Here is a 14,050-nt window from a genome sequence, read left to right on the forward strand (position 1 = left end):
GGTCGGGGCAGGGGCGGGTCAGGGGCTCACCCGAGCGCCGCGATCTTGTCGCGGTAGCCCCTGACCGGCGCCGCGTCCTTGTACGGCTCCAGCCGGCGTTCGAACTCCTTGACGTACTCGATCGCCCGGACCGAGCGCATCTCCGCCGCCTGCCCGGCCGCCTCCGCGCCCAGCGCGCAGGCCTGGTCGAGTTCGCCGAGGCCGAGGCGGGCGGTGGCGAGGACGACCCGGCAGAACAGCCGGCTGCGGGCGTACGAGGGGGCGCGCAGCTGCAGGGAGCGCTCGGCGTGCTGGGCGGCGGCGCGGAACTGCTGGAGGTCCCGGTGGCAGTGACCGAACTCGTCGGCGAGCTGCGCCTCGTCGAAGAAGCGCGCCCAGTACGGCACTTCGTCCCCGGGCCGGGCCGTCTCCAGGGCGCGCTCGGCCCGCACCAGCGCGCCGGTGCACGCCCGCACCTCCCCCAGCACGCCGTGCGCCCGCGCCTCGGACGCGTGCAGCAGCGCCTGTACGACCGGGGGGGCGCTGCTCCCGACGCCCTGCTGCGCCACGCGGGCCAGCTGGACGGCTTCGCGGCCGTGCCCGAGGTAGACGGCCTGGCGGCTCATGGTGACCAGCACGTAGGAGCCGTAGGTCCGGTCCCCGGCCGCCTGGGCGAGCCGCAGCGCCTGTACGAAGTAGCGCTGGGCGAGGCCGTGCGCGGCGATGTCGTACGAGGTCCAGCCCGCGAGACGGGTGAGGTCGGCGGCGGCGGCGAACAGGCGGCGGCCGGTCTGCTCGCCGTAAGTGCCGCGGAGCATCGGCTCGCACTCGTGCTCCAGGTAGCGGACCAGGGCCTGGCGGGCGTGGCCGCCGCCGTAGGCGTCGTCGAGGGTGCGGAAGAGCTCGCCGACGGAGCGGAGTGCGGCGATGTCGCCGCCGGTGACCTTCTGGCCGGCGCCGCGCTCGGCCTGCCCGCGCTGGCGGGGCACCACCGGGCGGCCCTGCACGGGCACCCGGACGGGCGGCTCGCCGCGGGCCACCTTGTCGTCGGGCCGGCCGATCAGCCAGTCCCGGCTGGGCACGACGAGGCCGGCCGGGGTGAAGGCGATCTTGCGCAGCTCGGCGTGGCTGCCGGAGTCCTTGCGCCACAGCCCGCTGACGATGTCGACGGCCTCCTCGGGGCTCGCCGCGAACTCCAGGCCCGCGTAGACCGGTGCGCAGGCGTCCAGGCCCAGGTCCTGGGCGGTCAGGCGGCGGCCGAGGCGGCGGGTGAAGACCTCGGCGATGAGAGCGGGGGTGGTCCCCCTCGGCTGCTGGCCGCGCAGCCATCGGGTCACCGATGTCTTGTCGTATCTGAGGTCCAGCCCGTGTTCGAGACCGAGCTGGTCCACGCGACGGGCCAGCCCCGCGTTGGAGAACCCCGCTTCTGCGATGAGCGCGGCGAGCTGTCGGTTGGGGGTGCGCTGCGCGGGTCGGTCCGTCATCTGCGGTGCGGTCTCCTGCCTTTCGGACCCAAGCAGTGTGGCCGCTTGCGCCCGGATTGCCTGTGAGCAGCCCTTATGGCCTCGTGAACGGCGCGAATGTAGCGGAGAGTGAACAGCTGATCACATACTTTGACGTGCATTCATCCGATCGTGTGAGGATTGACCCCCGGGCTGACGCGTGGCGACCGAACTGGCCGGACGTACAGTGGCGTGGGCGCGTGACGTGCCTGACGAGCTTCTAGGGAGGCGCTTGCCGTGAGTGAGTTGCGGTTCGTCCGCATGGGATTCGGTGCCGAGGCCGTGGACTACCAGGTGGCCTGGGACGAGCAGCGCCGGGTGCACGCGGCGCGGTTCGCGGACGAGGTCCCCGACACGGTCCTGCTCCTCGAACACCCCCCCGTCTACACGGCGGGACGGCGCACCGAGGACAGCGAGCGGCCTCTCGACGGCACTCCCGTCATCGACGTGGACCGCGGCGGCAAGATCACCTGGCACGGGCCGGGGCAGCTGGTGGGCTACCCGATCCAGAAGCTCCCGCGGCCGGTGGACGTGGTCGCGCACGTGCGGCGCCTGGAGGAGGCGCTGATCCGTACCTGTGCGGAGTTCGGCCTGGAGACGACCCGGGTCGAGGGGCGCAGCGGGGTGTGGGTGCTCGGCGATCCGGTCGAGCGGCGGCCGGCGCTCGGGGGGCTGGCGCTGGACTTCGACCCGCGGCTGACCGACGACCAGTTCGATCCGCGGCTGAACGGGCCCGAGTACGCGCCGTCCAACGCCGGGCAGCGGCGTGAGGACCGGAAGATCGCGCAGATCGGGATCCGGGTGGCCAAGGGGGTCACGATGCACGGCTTCTCGTTCAACGTGAACCCCGACAACCGCTGGTTCGACAAGATCATCCCTTGCGGGATCCGGGATGCCGGGGTGGCCTCGCTCGCCGGCGAGCTGGACCGTGACGTGACGATCGGGGAGGTGCTGCCGGTGGTCGAGCGGCACCTGCGGGAGGTGCTCGAGGGTGCGGAGCTGAAGCCGCGGGAGATCGAGCGGGCGCCGGCGTAGCGCCGGGGGCGCAGCCCGGGGGTTTCCTCGCCCCCGCCGCCCCTACCCATTCCCATCCCCAGGGGCTCCGCCCCTTCGACCCCACCGGGGGCTACGCCCCCTGGACCCCCGCGGGGCTCCGCCCCTGCACCCCGTCAGGGGCCTCGCCCCTCGAACCCCATAGGGCGCCGCCCCGCACCCCGCCTGGAGCTGCGCCTCTGCACCCCGCTGGGGCTGCGACCCGCGGCCGGAGGCTTCGCGCCTCAAACAAACCACTGCCCCGCACCCCCAGGGGCCCCGCCGCTGGGACAACGCACCCCGACAGGGGCTCCGCCCCTCGAACCCCGCGGGGTGCCGCCCCGCGCCGCACCGGGGCTCCGCCCCGCAGACCCCCGCCCCCACGCGCCGGTGGGGCTGGATTGGTACGGGCGTACTCTGGTGTACGCCGAAGAATCGAAGCTACAGGGAGCCGGTCGTGTCCGCAGTCACCCCCGACGGACGCAAGATGCTGCGCCTGGAGGTCCGTAACAGCCAGACCCCCATCGAGCGCAAGCCCGAGTGGATCAAGACGCGGGCGAAAATGGGGCCCGAGTACACGAAGATGCAGAACCTCGTGAAGAGCGAGGGGCTGCACACCGTGTGCCAGGAAGCCGGCTGTCCGAACATCTACGAGTGCTGGGAGGACCGGGAGGCGACCTTCCTCATCGGTGGCGACCAGTGCACCCGGCGCTGTGACTTCTGCCAGATCGACACCGGCAAGCCCGAGGCGCTGGACCGTGACGAGCCGCGCCGCGTGGGCGAGTCCGTGGTCACCATGGACCTGAACTACGCCACCATCACCGGCGTCGCCCGCGACGACCTGGAGGACGGCGGCGCCTGGCTGTACGCCGAGACGGTCCGGCAGATCCACCAGCAGACCGAGGGCCGCGAAGGCGGCCGGACGAAGGTCGAGCTGCTGGCTCCCGACTTCAACGCCGTCCCCGAGTTGCTGGAAGAAGTCTTCTCCTCGCGGCCCGAGGTCTTCGCTCACAACGTCGAGACCGTCCCGCGGATCTTCAAGCGCATCCGCCCCGGCTTCCGCTACGACCGCTCGCTGAAGGTCATCACCGACGCCCGCGACTACGGCCTGGTCACCAAGTCCAACCTGATCCTCGGCATGGGCGAGACCCGCGAGGAGGTCAGCGACGCGCTGAAGCAGCTGCACGAGGCCGGCTGCGAGCTGATCACCATCACGCAGTACCTGCGCCCGAGCGTGCGCCACCACCCGGTGGAGCGCTGGGTCAAGCCGCACGAGTTCGTGGAGCTGCAGCAGGAGGCCGAGCAGATCGGCTTCTCCGGCGTGATGTCCGGTCCGCTGGTCCGCTCCTCGTACCGCGCCGGGCGTCTCTACAAGATGGCCATCGAACAGCGTCAATCAGCCGCTCCGCAGCGGGGGGCCGCCTCCATCGCCTCGCAGGCCGTCTGACCCGCGGTCTTCCCGGTTGCTCCGTCCGGGCGCCGGACAAGCGTGTGAATTCACGCACAAGGAACTACCGGCCAGTAGTGACCGATACGACGCGGTCCTGACAGTCCTCGCAGATGAGGACGCCCGTCAGGACCGCGCCGTCGTTTCTACCTGGTCCAACGAGGCTTCATTGCCGTTTGACCGGTCGGTCACACCCTGGTAACACCAATCAGTGACGCTGGACTCACGCCACGTACACCCCGTATCCGCAGCCGTACAGAGGGGGGACCTCCACATGCAGGCCGCGCCCGTTCGCGCCACCGCCATCCCGTCGTTCACCGACGCACTCCGAGCCGTCGAGTCCCTGCTCATGAGCGGCGGCCAGCGCACCGCCCGCCGCAACGCCTGGACCTCCGTCCTGGAGGACCGCCGCCGCGCCAAGGACCGGGTCGAGGCGCAGCGCGTCCTCGAGCAGACACTCACCCCCCGCCCCTGAGCACCCCCTGAATCGCACCCGCCCGGACACTGCCGTCGTGGGCGCTCCCGGGGCCACGTAGACTTCGGGGCATGGCGAGGAAGGAAACCGCAGCGGACGCTGCGAATGCGGGGCGACTGAAGCAGATCGCCCTTACCTACAAGATGACCCGCAAGGCCGACAAGAAGATCGGTCTTGTACTCGCAGCCGTCGGCATCGGCATCCTCGGTGTCTTCCTCGCGATCGGCTTCTTGATCGGGCACCCCATCTATCTCGGCATTCTGGGCCTGCTGCTCGCCTTCCTCGGGACGGCGATCGTGTTCGGCCGCCGGGCCGAGCGGGCCGCCTTCGGCCAGATGGAGGGCCAGCCGGGCGCCGCCGCGGCCGTGCTCGACAATGTCGGCCGGGGCTGGACGACCACCCCCGCGGTGGCGATGAACCGCAGCCAGGACGTGGTGCACCGCGCGATCGGCAAGGCCGGCATCGTGCTGGTCGCCGAGGGCAACCCGAACCGGGTGAAGAGCCTGCTGGCCGCCGAGAAGAAGAAGATGAACCGCGTCGTCTCGGACGTGCCGGTGCACGACATCATCGTCGGCACGGGCGAGGGCCAGGTCGAGCTGAAGAAGCTGCGCACGACGATGCTCAAGCTCCCGCGGGTCCTGACCGGCCCCCAGGTCACCGCCACCAACGACCGGCTGCGCGCGATGGGCGACCTGATGAGCAATATGCCGCTGCCGAAGGGCCCGATGCCCAAGGGGATGCGGATGCCGCGCGGCGGGCCGAAGGGCCGCTGAGTTTCTCCCGTTCGAGTACGACGATGGGGCGCCCGGATCACTCCGGGCGCCCCATCGTCGTACTCGAACGTCGTACTCGAACTAGATGCGGACCTCGACCGTCCTGGCCAGCCGGTCGTGCAGCCCGCGGCCGTCGCGGTCCCAGATCAGGGCCGGGATCGCCAGGCACAGCAGGATCGTGCGGACCAGGGAGCGCAGCGGCTGGACGCGGCCGCTGTCCGCGGCGACCACGCGGATGCCGAAGAGGCGCTTACCGGGCGTGAAGCCGACCGTGCCGACGGTCAGGACGCTCAGGACGAGGAAGACGAGCAGGGCCCAGTTGCTGGTGGCGGGGCTGTAGCCGTGCGTGATCAGACCGTATGCGATCAAGACGCACAGAGCCCAGTCCACGGCCAGCGCTCCCAGCCGCCGCCCCGGACGGGCGATCGAGCCCGGTCCGTCCTCGGGGAGACCGAGCTGCTCGCCCCGGTACCCGAAGTCGGCACCGGCGTCTTCCATGGCCGCACGGGGCCCGGAAAGCCACGATCCGATTGCTTGCCTGTTGTCCACCCGTCCACGGTACTGCGCCCGTATATGCCCGCCGGACGGCGGGGTGTCTCAGGGGGTGGTCGGGGCTACGGTGGAACGAGGACCGGTTAACTTCTGCGAAACAAATGGGTCACGCCCGAGAAATCACCCGTCCCTAGGGTCGAGGTCAGCGTGTGCCACCGCACTGGCCGCACTTACGAACTACCACCCCGGCACGGGAACGGCCGGGAGTAGGAGGAGCTGGATGTTCCAGAACGCCGACGAGGCCAAGAAGTTCATCGCGGACGAGGACGTCAAGTTCGTCGACGTCCGGTTCTGCGACCTGCCGGGCGTCATGCAGCACTTCACGGTGCCCGTCGAGGCGTTCGACCCGGACGAGGAGCTCGCCTTCGACGGATCGTCGATCCGCGGTTTCCAGGCGATCCACGAGTCCGACATGGCGCTGCGCGCGGACCTGTCGACCGCCCGGGTCGACCCGTTCCGCCGCGACAAGACCCTCAACATCAACTTCTTCATCCACGACCCGATCACGGGCGAGCAGTACTCCCGCGACCCGCGCAACGTGGCGAAGAAGGCCGAGGCGTACCTCGCCTCCACCGGGATCGCGGACACCGCGTACTTCGGTCCCGAGGCGGAGTTCTACGTCTTCGACTCCGTCCGCTTCGCGACCACCGCGAACGAGTCCTTCTACCACATCGACTCCGAGGCGGGCGCCTGGAACACCGGCGCCCTCGAGGACAACCGTGGTTACAAGGTCCGCTACAAGGGCGGCTACTTCCCGGTCCCGCCGGTCGACCACTTCGCCGACCTGCGCGCCGAGATCTCCCTGGAGCTGGAGAAGAACGGCCTGAAGGTCGAGCGCCAGCACCACGAGGTCGGCACCGCCGGCCAGGCCGAGATCAACTACAAGTTCAACACGCTGCTCGCCGCCGCCGACGACCTTCAGCTCTTCAAGTACATCGTGAAGAACGTCGCCTGGCGCAACGGCAAGACCGCGACCTTCATGCCGAAGCCGATCTTCGGTGACAACGGCTCGGGCATGCACGTGCACCAGTCGCTGTGGAGCAACGGCGACCCGCTGTTCTACGACGAGCAGGGCTACGCCGGCCTGTCGGACATGGCCCGCTACTACATCGGCGGCATCCTCAAGCACGCCCCGTCGCTGCTGGCCTTCACCAACCCGACGGTGAACTCCTACCACCGTCTGGTGCCGGGCTTCGAGGCGCCGATCAACCTGGTGTACTCGCAGCGCAACCGCTCCGCCGCGATGCGTATCCCGATCACGGGCTCGAACCCGAAGGCCAAGCGCGTCGAGTTCCGCGCGCCCGACTCCTCCGGCAACCCGTACCTGGCCTTCTCGGCCCTGCTGCTCGCCGGCCTGGACGGCATCAAGAACAAGATCGAGCCGGCCGAGCCGATCGACAAGGACCTCTACGAGCTGGCTCCCGAGGAGCACGCGAACGTCGCGCAGGTCCCGACCTCGCTCCCGGCCGTCCTCGACTCCCTCGAGCGCGACCACGAGTTCCTGCTCGCCGGTGACGTCTTCACGTCCGACCTGATCGAGACGTGGATCGACTTCAAGCGTGCGAACGAGATCGCTCCGCTGCAGCTGCGTCCGCACCCGCACGAGTTCGAGCTGTACTTCGACGTGTGATCCGGGCCTGACCCGAGATGGTCGAGGGCCGCCACCCCCACGGGTGGCGGCCCTCGCCGTTGGCGCTCTCAGCTGACCACGATCACCACGAAGCCGCCGGTGTTGAAGCCGTTGTTGAAGCCGTTGTTGAAGCCGAAGCCGCTGTTGAATCCGCAGTTGTTGAAGAAGCGGTTGCTGCGGTCGAAGCAGCCGAAGTTGGTCGGTGCCTTGGTCGCCTTGGACGGGGCCGCTGCCGAGGCCACGCCCGCCGCCCCGATCGTGGCGCCGCCGGCCATCAGAACACTGATCGCGGAGACCGCGAAGAGTCGCCTCGCGCGTTGTGCCTTCATGAGTGAACCTCCTTCCATCCCCTCGTGCGGTCTTCTGGGCACGAGACGGATGGCCGCGGCCGCCGGACTAGGAGTCGGCGCGGTCGTAGGTGGTGCCGCCCGGGTACAGAAGCAGGGCTGAACGCAGCCCCCTAAGCGGCTCTCACCTGAAAAGCCTAGCCGTGCATCGACCACCCGGCATCCCGTGCAACCTTCCGGGCCTCCCAGGCTTCCTACTGTCGGGGGAGCATCCCTCCCGACACCGACGGACGAGAGAGGTTGTACGGGGATGGCTGAACAGGACGACTGGGAGCGGGAGTTCGACCACAGATGGGCGAGGTCGGCCGAGCACAAGGAGCCGTCCGCCCGGGCCCGGATGCTGGCCGCCCGGTGGAAGGAGAATCCGCCGGACCCGGCACCGTTCCGCGCGGACCCGGGCCCCGTGGCGCCGCGCCGGTCGTCGTGGATATCGACGGCCGTGGTGCTGGGCTGTGTGGCCGGGGTGATCGTTCTGCTCGGTTACGCGCAGATGCGGGCCTACCGGTGACTCACCGGGACCTTTGCGGCTCCTAGGACCGTTCGGGACCTCTTCATGGGATTCCGCGGGTGCACACTGGACAGCGGGACGAGTGCCTGACTGCGGGGTGATGCAAGATGCAGAGCCGCTTCCGGAGCGACCGGCGGCTGACCGCGCGCATGGGGCTCACGCTGTTCCTGCTGGGCCTGCTGTACGTGGGGTTCGTCGCCGCGCTGATCGTATTGCTGAAGTCCTGGGTGCTGGTCGCGGTGGTCGCGGCGGCGCTGCTCGGGGCCCAGTACTGGTTCTCCGACCGGATCGCGCTGTTCGCGATGCACGGGCGGGTCGTGGAGCGGGAGGAGTATCCCGAGCTGCACGCGGTGATCGACCGGCTGTGCGCCATGGCGGACATGCCGAAGCCGGTCGTCGCCGTGTCCAGCATGGACATGCCGAATGCGTTCGCGACCGGGCGGAACGCCGACAACGCCGTGGTCTGCGTGACAAGCGGGCTGCTCAGACGGCTGGAACCGGCGGAGCTTGAGGGCGTGCTCGCGCACGAGCTGTCGCACGTGGCGCACAAGGACGTCGCGGTGATCACGATCGCCTCGTTCCTCGGTGTGATCGCGGGCCTGATCGTGCGGTTCGCGTTCTACTCCGGCCTGTTCGGCGGGGGCCGCAGGGACCAGAACACCGCTGCCGTACTCGCCGGTGTGATGGCGGTCTCGGCGGCCGTCTACGCCATCAGCTTCCTGCTCATCCGGGCACTGTCCCGCTACCGGGAGCTGGCCGCGGACCGCGCGGCGGCGCTGCTGACCGGCCGTCCGTCGGCGCTGGCCGCCGCGCTCACCAAGGTCACCGGCGACATCGCCCGGATCCCGACCGACGACCTGCGCACGGCCCAGGCCTTCAACGCCTTCTACTTCACCCCCGCGCTGGGCTCCGAGCCCGGGCTGTCCCGGATCTTCTCCACCCACCCCAGCCTGGAGCAGCGGCTGGAGCAGCTGGCCCGGATCTCCGGCGAGCTGGGTGAGGCGGCGCGGCCGGGCAAGGCGGGGTGAGCATGGGGCTCCTGGACATCCTGCTCGGCCGTACGAAGCCGGTCGCCCCCGACCTGGACCAGTTGTTCGCGCTGCCCTCGGCGGCCGTGACCCTTCAGGCCGCGGCCGGGTTCACGCCGACCGGGGGCGGCGCGGTGTGTTTCGCGACGGTCGAGGGCGCGGCCTTCGAGCAGACGCACCGGGAGGTCCAGGCGCTCCTCGACGCGGACACGGACCGCACCGGCCCACCGGTGGAGCTCCGCCAGGACGACTACGGCTACTCCTGGCTGGTCTCCGAGCGCACCCCCGACCAGTTGCCCCAGCTGGTCAACGACCTGCACGCGGTGAACAGCTCCATGGAGGTCAACGGCTTCGGCCCGCAACTGCTGTGCTCCCTGGCGGGCTTCCGGGACGACTCGGACCGCCGGCTGGCGCTGGTGTACCTCTACAAGCGGGGCACCTTCTACCCCTTCGCCCCGCTGCCCGGCACGTCCCAGCGACGCGACAACGCCCTCGAGTTGCGGGTCAAGGCGGCCCTCGCCGACGACCTGCGCATCGAGCAGGACCTGAGCCGCTGGTTCCCGGTGTGGGGAGCCCCCGGCCTGTGACCGGGGGCTCCCGCCGGGCCTGTCAGCGCTGCTTCAGCTCTTCTTCTCGCGCTCCTGGCGGCGGGCCTCGAAGGGGCGCTCGCGGCGGTAGCGGCGCTCCCACTTGGCCTGTGTGTCACGGCGCTCGCGGTACGCCCGGTACGTGGCGGGCGTACCCGCTGCCCCGGCGGACGGGGCCGCACCGCCCGGGGACGATGCCGAGGACGCGCTCACGCCGTACCGCACGTACAGGAAGAGCAGGGCGGCCGCGGCGAGCCACCAGGTGTGGTTTCCGAATCCCAGGACGACCAGGACGACCGCCCCGGACATGACGATGGTGCCCATCTCGGGCCTCCGTTTCCGTGGGTTCGCATTCAGCGTAGGGAGCCGATCACTGGGCGTGCATCCCGTTTTCCGTGAGTGAATGGGCGCCATGACCGATCTCTCCTCCCTCACCCCCTTCACGTACGCGTACGACGGTGAGCTGCTCGCGGGTGTCCAGGGCGGAGGGCCCGGCCGGGCCGCCGTGGTCCTGCTGCACGGTGCCGGCCAGGGCAGCGAGGAGCGGTTGCGGCCGCTGCTCGGGGAGTTCGTCGCCCGGGGCTGCCGCGGGCTCGCCCTCGACTTCTCGGGGCACGGCAACAGCACCGGCGCGCTGCGGGAGTTGAGCCTGCGGCGGCGCTTCGAGCAGGCGGTCGCGGTGATCGACGCGCGGGTTCCGGCGGCCGAGCCGCTGGTGCTGGTCGGGTTCAGCATGAGCGGCCAGACGGTGGCGGACCTCGCCCGGTACTACGGGGACCGGGTGGCCGCCCTGGGGCTGTGCGCTCCCGCGGTGTACGCCCCGGAAGCGTGGGAGGTGCCCTTCGGCGACGGGGACGGGCGGTTCAGCGGGATCATCCGGACGCCCGGCGGCTGGCGCCGGTCGGCCGCCCTGGAGACGCTGCGGGCCTACGCGGGCCGGGCGGTGCTCGCGGTGCCCGGCACGGAGGCGGTCATCCCGCCGGAGGTGACGGAGGCCGTCCAGGACGCGCTCTCCGCGCACGCCCAGTTCACCACGTTCGAACTCCCGGACGCGGAGCACCGGTTGGGCCTGTGGTTCCGGGACCACGCGGACGACCGGCGGGACTTCGCGGACGCCCTGCTGACCGGTCTCGGCGACCGGGGCTGGACGGCCACCCTGGGCTGGGCGGCCAAGCAACTGCCCGAGGGCCGTGCGGTCACCGGCTCCCGCTTCCTGCGGGGCGGCTGGAGCGCCCAGATGCGCGGGCTCACCCTCGACGACGGCACCGGGCTGGTCCTGCGCACCTTCGTGAAGCCCTTCTTCCGTCGCCACGCACCCGGTCTACTGGTCCGCGAGGCCGCCGTGCTGACGCTGCTCGCCGGTGCGGACGGCATCCCGGCCCCTGCCCTGGTGGCGGTGGACGCCACGGCCGAACACTGCGACCATCCCTCCCTGTTGACGACCAGGCTGCCCGGCGAGGTCAGGGCCGACGAGCCGGGCGCGGCGGAGCTGGAGCGCCGTCTGGACCTGCTCGCCGCGCAATTGGTCCGGATCCACCGGGTGGTTCCGGCTGAACGGCCTCGCCCGTACCAGGCGTGGACCTCCCCGGAACGCGTGCGCACTCCCGTCGGCGACCTGTGGGACCGGGCCGTGGACGTCATCCGGCGTGAGCCGCCACCGTACGAGGGCTGCTTCCTGCACCGGGACTTCCACCCGGGGAACGTGCTGTTCACCGGTGCGGGCGAGGAGCTGCGGGTGTCAGGGGTGGTGGACTGGGTGGAGACCTCCTGGGGCCCCGCCGACCTCGACGTCGCCCACTGCTCGACCGCCCTGGCGCTGCTGCACGGCCCGGAGCAGGGCCTGGGGTTCCGGGACCGCTACGAGGCCCACGGCGGCCGTCCACTGGCCATCGGCCCGGACCACTTGTACTGGCGCCTCCTCGACGCCCTGGCCTACTCCCCCGACGCCGCGAAACTGGCCGGTCCGTGGCGCGAGCTGGGCCGGACCGATCTGACCCCAGAGGTGCTGGCCGGACGCCTGGAGGCGTACGTCCGGGGCCTGCTGGAGCGCTACGGCTGAGGGTGTTGTCAGTGGGCTCGGCGAAGATGAACGCGAGCACCGATGGCTGGCGGGCGGAGGTCGAAGATGAGCGGCGGGCGGCGTCACATCGACGCGGCGGAACGGCGGGCCCGGCTGGCCCTGCGCCACCGGCTGGCGGGTACGGAGCGGGCGACGCGCCCCGAGGAGGTCGCGGCCTCGCTGGTGGCGCTGCACGGCACGGACCCGGCGACGGTGTTCGTGGCGGTGGGCGCGCGGCTGGCCGAGGCGGCGAGGACCGTGCCGACGACCGAGCGGGCGCTGTACGAGGACCGCACGCTGGTGCGGATGCACGGCATGCGGCACACGGTGTTCGTGTTCCCGGCGGACCTGACGGCGGTGGTGCACGCGTCGACGGCCCTGGACGTGGCCGCGCGCGCCCGGGCCACGCTGGTCAAGGACATGGCGAAGGGCGGCGGGCCGGACGCGGCGTGGCTGGCGGCGGTGGAGGCGTCGACCCTGGCCGCGCTGGCCGGGCGCGGCCAGGCGACGGCGGCGGAACTGGCCCAGGACGAACCGAGGTTGCGGGAGCAGTTCGTGTACGCGGCCGGCAAGAGCTACGAGGCGATGCACACGGTCTCCGGACGCCTGCTGCGTCTCCTGGGTGTGGAGGGCAAGGTGGTCCGCGGCCGGCCGCTCGGTTCCTGGACCTCGAGCCAGTTCCGCTGGGCGGTGGCACCCGAACACCCCGAACTGGACCCCGCCGGGGCCCGCACCGCTCTGCTGCGCCGCTGGCTCACCGCGTGCGGTCCGGCGACCGAGGCGGACCTGAAGTGGTGGACGGGCTGGCGCGTGACGGACGTACGGGCGGCGCTGCGGGCGATCGGGGCGGAGGAGGTCTCCCTGGACGAGGGGGTGGGGTACGTCGTCCCGGGCGATTCCGATCCCGTCACCGGTCCGGATTCCCCCTGGGCGGCCCTCCTGCCGGGTCTGGACCCGACGGCGATGGGCTGGCAGCAGCGGGACTGGTACCTCGCGCCGGAGTTCCGGCCACCGCTGTTCGACGGCAGCGGGAACGTGGGTCCGACGGTGTGGTGGGACGGGCGCGTCGTGGGCGGCTGGGCTCAGCGGGCGTCCGGTGAGATCGTCTGGCGGTTCCTGGACGAGGGGGTACGCCGCGCGGCCGAGCCCGCGGTGGCGGCGGAGGCGGAACGGCTGCGGGGGTGGCTGGGCGATGCCAGGGTGACCCCGCGGTTCCGGACTCCGCTGGAACGGGAGCTGTCGGCTTGACGGCTGCCCGGGGCAGAGCCGGGCGCGACTGCCCGCAGCTACGGCGGCTGCGGGCAGTCGCGCCGGCGGTCAGCGTGAGTAGCGCATCAGGGCCCTGACCATGTGGCAGGTCGTGTCCGACGGCGGGTGGATTCCGATGCGCTCCGCCGTGCTCCGGATCGTCTCGTCGCGAGCCTGGTTCGGCACATAGACGCCGGAGTCGAGCAGGGCGATGGCGAGGCGCATGGCCTTGAGGCGGCGGTTGTGGGTGACGTACCACTCACGGGGACGTCCAGGCGGCAGCGGGCGCTTCATGACGGACGGGGCGGCAGCGGGCACAGGCATCCTCCTGTCGCGGTAAGGGCGTTGCGCGGGGACCCGGCAACACCCTCGAACACTGCTTCTATTCTACGACCCGCCACTGACAAAAGGCCCTGGCCACAAGGCCCTTCGCCGAGACTCTCGCGTACCGTTGGCCCCATGGAAATCTGGATCAACCCGGCCTGTTCCAAGTGCCGCAGCGCCATCAGCCTGCTCGACGCCGAGGGCGCCGAGTACACCGTCCGCCGCTATCTGGAGGACGTACCGAGCGAGGACGAGATCCGGGGCGTACTGGAGCGGCTCGGTCTCGAACCGTGGGACATCACCCGCACCCAGGAGGCCGCCGCCAAGGAGCTCGGGCTCAAGGAGTGGCCGCGGGACGACTCCGCGCGCGGCCGCTGGATCACCGCCCTCGCCGAGCACCCGAAGCTCATCCAGCGCCCGATCATCACGGCGGACGACGGCACGGCGGTGGTGGCCCGTACGGACGAGGCCGTGCAGGACGCCCTGACCAGGAAGTGAACTTCTCTGTGACGCAGACCACTTGAGAAGGCTCGGGTGACCACTGAGTAACTCCGTTCGG

Annotated in this window: 16 protein-coding genes; 11 read left to right on the forward strand and 5 right to left on the reverse strand. The window is 71.1% G+C overall.

Translation table 11 applies throughout. The features are described from left to right. Positions 1–26 precede the first annotated feature (26 nt). The gene (locus ACH45E_RS12910; protein WP_361437640.1) at positions 27–1,463 is read right to left on the reverse strand and encodes a regulator; all 1,437 of its coding nucleotides are present in this window, start codon (positions 1,461–1,463) and stop codon (positions 27–29) included. 255 nt (positions 1,464–1,718) lie between these two features. On the opposite strand from ACH45E_RS12910, the gene lipB reads away from it, so the two are divergent. From lipB to ACH45E_RS12930, 4 genes are all read left to right on the forward strand, one after another. After that, positions 1,719–2,516 carry a lipoyl(octanoyl) transferase LipB gene (lipB, locus tag ACH45E_RS12915; RefSeq protein ID WP_361437642.1) on the forward strand — a complete coding sequence of 266 codons (798 nt, stop codon included), beginning with the start codon at positions 1,719–1,721 and terminating at the stop codon, positions 2,514–2,516. A gap of 454 nt (positions 2,517–2,970) precedes the next feature. Further along, positions 2,971–3,960 (forward strand): lipoyl synthase, encoded by a 990-nt coding sequence (gene lipA, locus ACH45E_RS12920; protein WP_361437644.1) that lies wholly within the window; start codon positions 2,971–2,973, stop codon positions 3,958–3,960. Between the two features lie 274 nt (positions 3,961–4,234). After that, the gene (locus tag ACH45E_RS12925) at positions 4,235–4,435 is read left to right on the forward strand and encodes a hypothetical protein (protein WP_361437647.1); all 201 of its coding nucleotides are present in this window, start codon (positions 4,235–4,237) and stop codon (positions 4,433–4,435) included. 71 nt (positions 4,436–4,506) lie between these two features. Then, the gene (locus ACH45E_RS12930; RefSeq protein ID WP_361437649.1) at positions 4,507–5,208 is read left to right on the forward strand and encodes a DUF4191 domain-containing protein; all 702 of its coding nucleotides are present in this window, start codon (positions 4,507–4,509) and stop codon (positions 5,206–5,208) included. Positions 5,209–5,289: 81 nt separating this feature from the next. Here ACH45E_RS12930 and ACH45E_RS12935 read toward each other — a convergent pair whose 3' ends face one another. Continuing rightward, on the reverse strand, positions 5,290–5,757 hold the full coding sequence (locus ACH45E_RS12935; RefSeq protein ID WP_361437652.1) for an RDD family protein: 468 nt from the start codon (positions 5,755–5,757) through the stop codon (positions 5,290–5,292). A gap of 223 nt (positions 5,758–5,980) precedes the next feature. Here ACH45E_RS12935 and glnA point away from each other — a divergent pair, with 223 nt between their 5' ends. Further along, positions 5,981–7,390: a type I glutamate--ammonia ligase gene (gene glnA / locus ACH45E_RS12940; protein ID WP_361437655.1), complete on the forward strand. Its 1,410-nt coding sequence runs from the start codon at positions 5,981–5,983 to the stop codon at positions 7,388–7,390. A 68-nt stretch (positions 7,391–7,458) separates the two neighbouring features. Here the strand turns inward: glnA and ACH45E_RS12945 are convergent, their stop codons facing one another. Further along, positions 7,459–7,719 (reverse strand): hypothetical protein, encoded by a 261-nt coding sequence (locus ACH45E_RS12945; protein ID WP_361437657.1) that lies wholly within the window; start codon positions 7,717–7,719, stop codon positions 7,459–7,461. A gap of 268 nt (positions 7,720–7,987) precedes the next feature. Here ACH45E_RS12945 and ACH45E_RS12950 point away from each other — a divergent pair, with 268 nt between their 5' ends. The 3 genes from ACH45E_RS12950 to ACH45E_RS12960 all read left to right on the forward strand — a co-directional run bounded on the left by ACH45E_RS12950 (position 7,988) and on the right by ACH45E_RS12960 (position 9,860). Beyond that, entirely contained in the window at positions 7,988–8,245 is a 258-nt protein-coding gene (locus tag ACH45E_RS12950) for a hypothetical protein (protein WP_361437659.1), read from the forward strand. Positions 8,246–8,352: 107 nt separating this feature from the next. Further along, positions 8,353–9,273 carry a zinc metalloprotease HtpX gene (gene htpX, locus ACH45E_RS12955; RefSeq protein ID WP_361437662.1) on the forward strand — a complete coding sequence of 307 codons (921 nt, stop codon included), beginning with the start codon at positions 8,353–8,355 and terminating at the stop codon, positions 9,271–9,273. A 2-nt stretch (positions 9,274–9,275) separates the two neighbouring features. Beyond that, positions 9,276–9,860 carry a hypothetical protein gene (locus ACH45E_RS12960; protein WP_361437664.1) on the forward strand — a complete coding sequence of 195 codons (585 nt, stop codon included), beginning with the start codon at positions 9,276–9,278 and terminating at the stop codon, positions 9,858–9,860. Between the two features lie 33 nt (positions 9,861–9,893). Here ACH45E_RS12960 and ACH45E_RS12965 read toward each other — a convergent pair whose 3' ends face one another. Then, positions 9,894–10,184, reverse strand: a complete 291-nt coding sequence (locus ACH45E_RS12965) for a hypothetical protein (RefSeq protein WP_361437666.1) — start codon at positions 10,182–10,184, stop codon at positions 9,894–9,896. A gap of 79 nt (positions 10,185–10,263) precedes the next feature. Here ACH45E_RS12965 and ACH45E_RS12970 point away from each other — a divergent pair, with 79 nt between their 5' ends. Beyond that, a complete protein-coding gene (locus ACH45E_RS12970; protein WP_361437668.1) occupies positions 10,264–11,919 on the forward strand; it encodes an alpha/beta fold hydrolase in 1,656 nt (551 codons plus the stop codon). A 66-nt stretch (positions 11,920–11,985) separates the two neighbouring features. Continuing rightward, complete coding sequence (locus tag ACH45E_RS12975; RefSeq protein WP_361437670.1) at positions 11,986–13,167, forward strand: winged helix DNA-binding domain-containing protein; 1,182 nt, start codon at positions 11,986–11,988, stop codon at positions 13,165–13,167. A 69-nt stretch (positions 13,168–13,236) separates the two neighbouring features. On the opposite strand, the gene ACH45E_RS12980 is transcribed toward ACH45E_RS12975, so the two are convergent. Beyond that, a complete protein-coding gene (locus ACH45E_RS12980) occupies positions 13,237–13,491 on the reverse strand; it encodes a hypothetical protein (protein WP_361437672.1) in 255 nt (84 codons plus the stop codon). A gap of 135 nt (positions 13,492–13,626) precedes the next feature. Between ACH45E_RS12980 and ACH45E_RS12985 the strand changes: the two genes are divergently transcribed. After that, complete coding sequence (locus tag ACH45E_RS12985) at positions 13,627–13,989, forward strand: arsenate reductase family protein (protein WP_361437674.1); 363 nt, start codon at positions 13,627–13,629, stop codon at positions 13,987–13,989. Positions 13,990–14,050 lie beyond the last annotated feature (61 nt).

This window comes from Streptomyces sp. NPDC020299 (genome assembly GCF_044387825.1).
GTDB lineage: Bacteria > Actinomycetota > Actinomycetes > Streptomycetales > Streptomycetaceae > Streptomyces.

Bases quoted from the DNA above. Each gene is read 5' to 3' on its own strand.
- ACH45E_RS12910 (WP_361437640.1), bottom strand. From the start codon at position 1,463: ATGACGGACCGACCCGCGCAGCGCACCCCCAACCGACAGCTCGCCGCG.
- ACH45E_RS12925 (WP_361437647.1), top strand. From the start codon at position 4,235: ATGCAGGCCGCGCCCGTTCGCGCCACCGCCATCCCGTCGTTCACCGAC.
- ACH45E_RS12930 (WP_361437649.1), top strand. From the start codon at position 4,507: ATGGCGAGGAAGGAAACCGCAGCGGACGCTGCGAATGCGGGGCGACTG.
- glnA (WP_361437655.1), top strand. From the start codon at position 5,981: ATGTTCCAGAACGCCGACGAGGCCAAGAAGTTCATCGCGGACGAGGAC.
- ACH45E_RS12945 (WP_361437657.1), bottom strand. From the start codon at position 7,719: ATGAAGGCACAACGCGCGAGGCGACTCTTCGCGGTCTCCGCGATCAGT.
- ACH45E_RS12950 (WP_361437659.1), top strand. From the start codon at position 7,988: ATGGCTGAACAGGACGACTGGGAGCGGGAGTTCGACCACAGATGGGCG.
- htpX (WP_361437662.1), top strand. From the start codon at position 8,353: ATGCAGAGCCGCTTCCGGAGCGACCGGCGGCTGACCGCGCGCATGGGG.
- ACH45E_RS12960 (WP_361437664.1), top strand. From the start codon at position 9,276: ATGGGGCTCCTGGACATCCTGCTCGGCCGTACGAAGCCGGTCGCCCCC.
- ACH45E_RS12965 (WP_361437666.1), bottom strand. From the start codon at position 10,184: ATGGGCACCATCGTCATGTCCGGGGCGGTCGTCCTGGTCGTCCTGGGA.
- ACH45E_RS12970 (WP_361437668.1), top strand. From the start codon at position 10,264: ATGGGCGCCATGACCGATCTCTCCTCCCTCACCCCCTTCACGTACGCG.
- ACH45E_RS12975 (WP_361437670.1), top strand. From the start codon at position 11,986: ATGAGCGGCGGGCGGCGTCACATCGACGCGGCGGAACGGCGGGCCCGG.
- ACH45E_RS12980 (WP_361437672.1), bottom strand. From the start codon at position 13,491: ATGCCTGTGCCCGCTGCCGCCCCGTCCGTCATGAAGCGCCCGCTGCCG.
- ACH45E_RS12985 (WP_361437674.1), top strand. From the start codon at position 13,627: ATGGAAATCTGGATCAACCCGGCCTGTTCCAAGTGCCGCAGCGCCATC.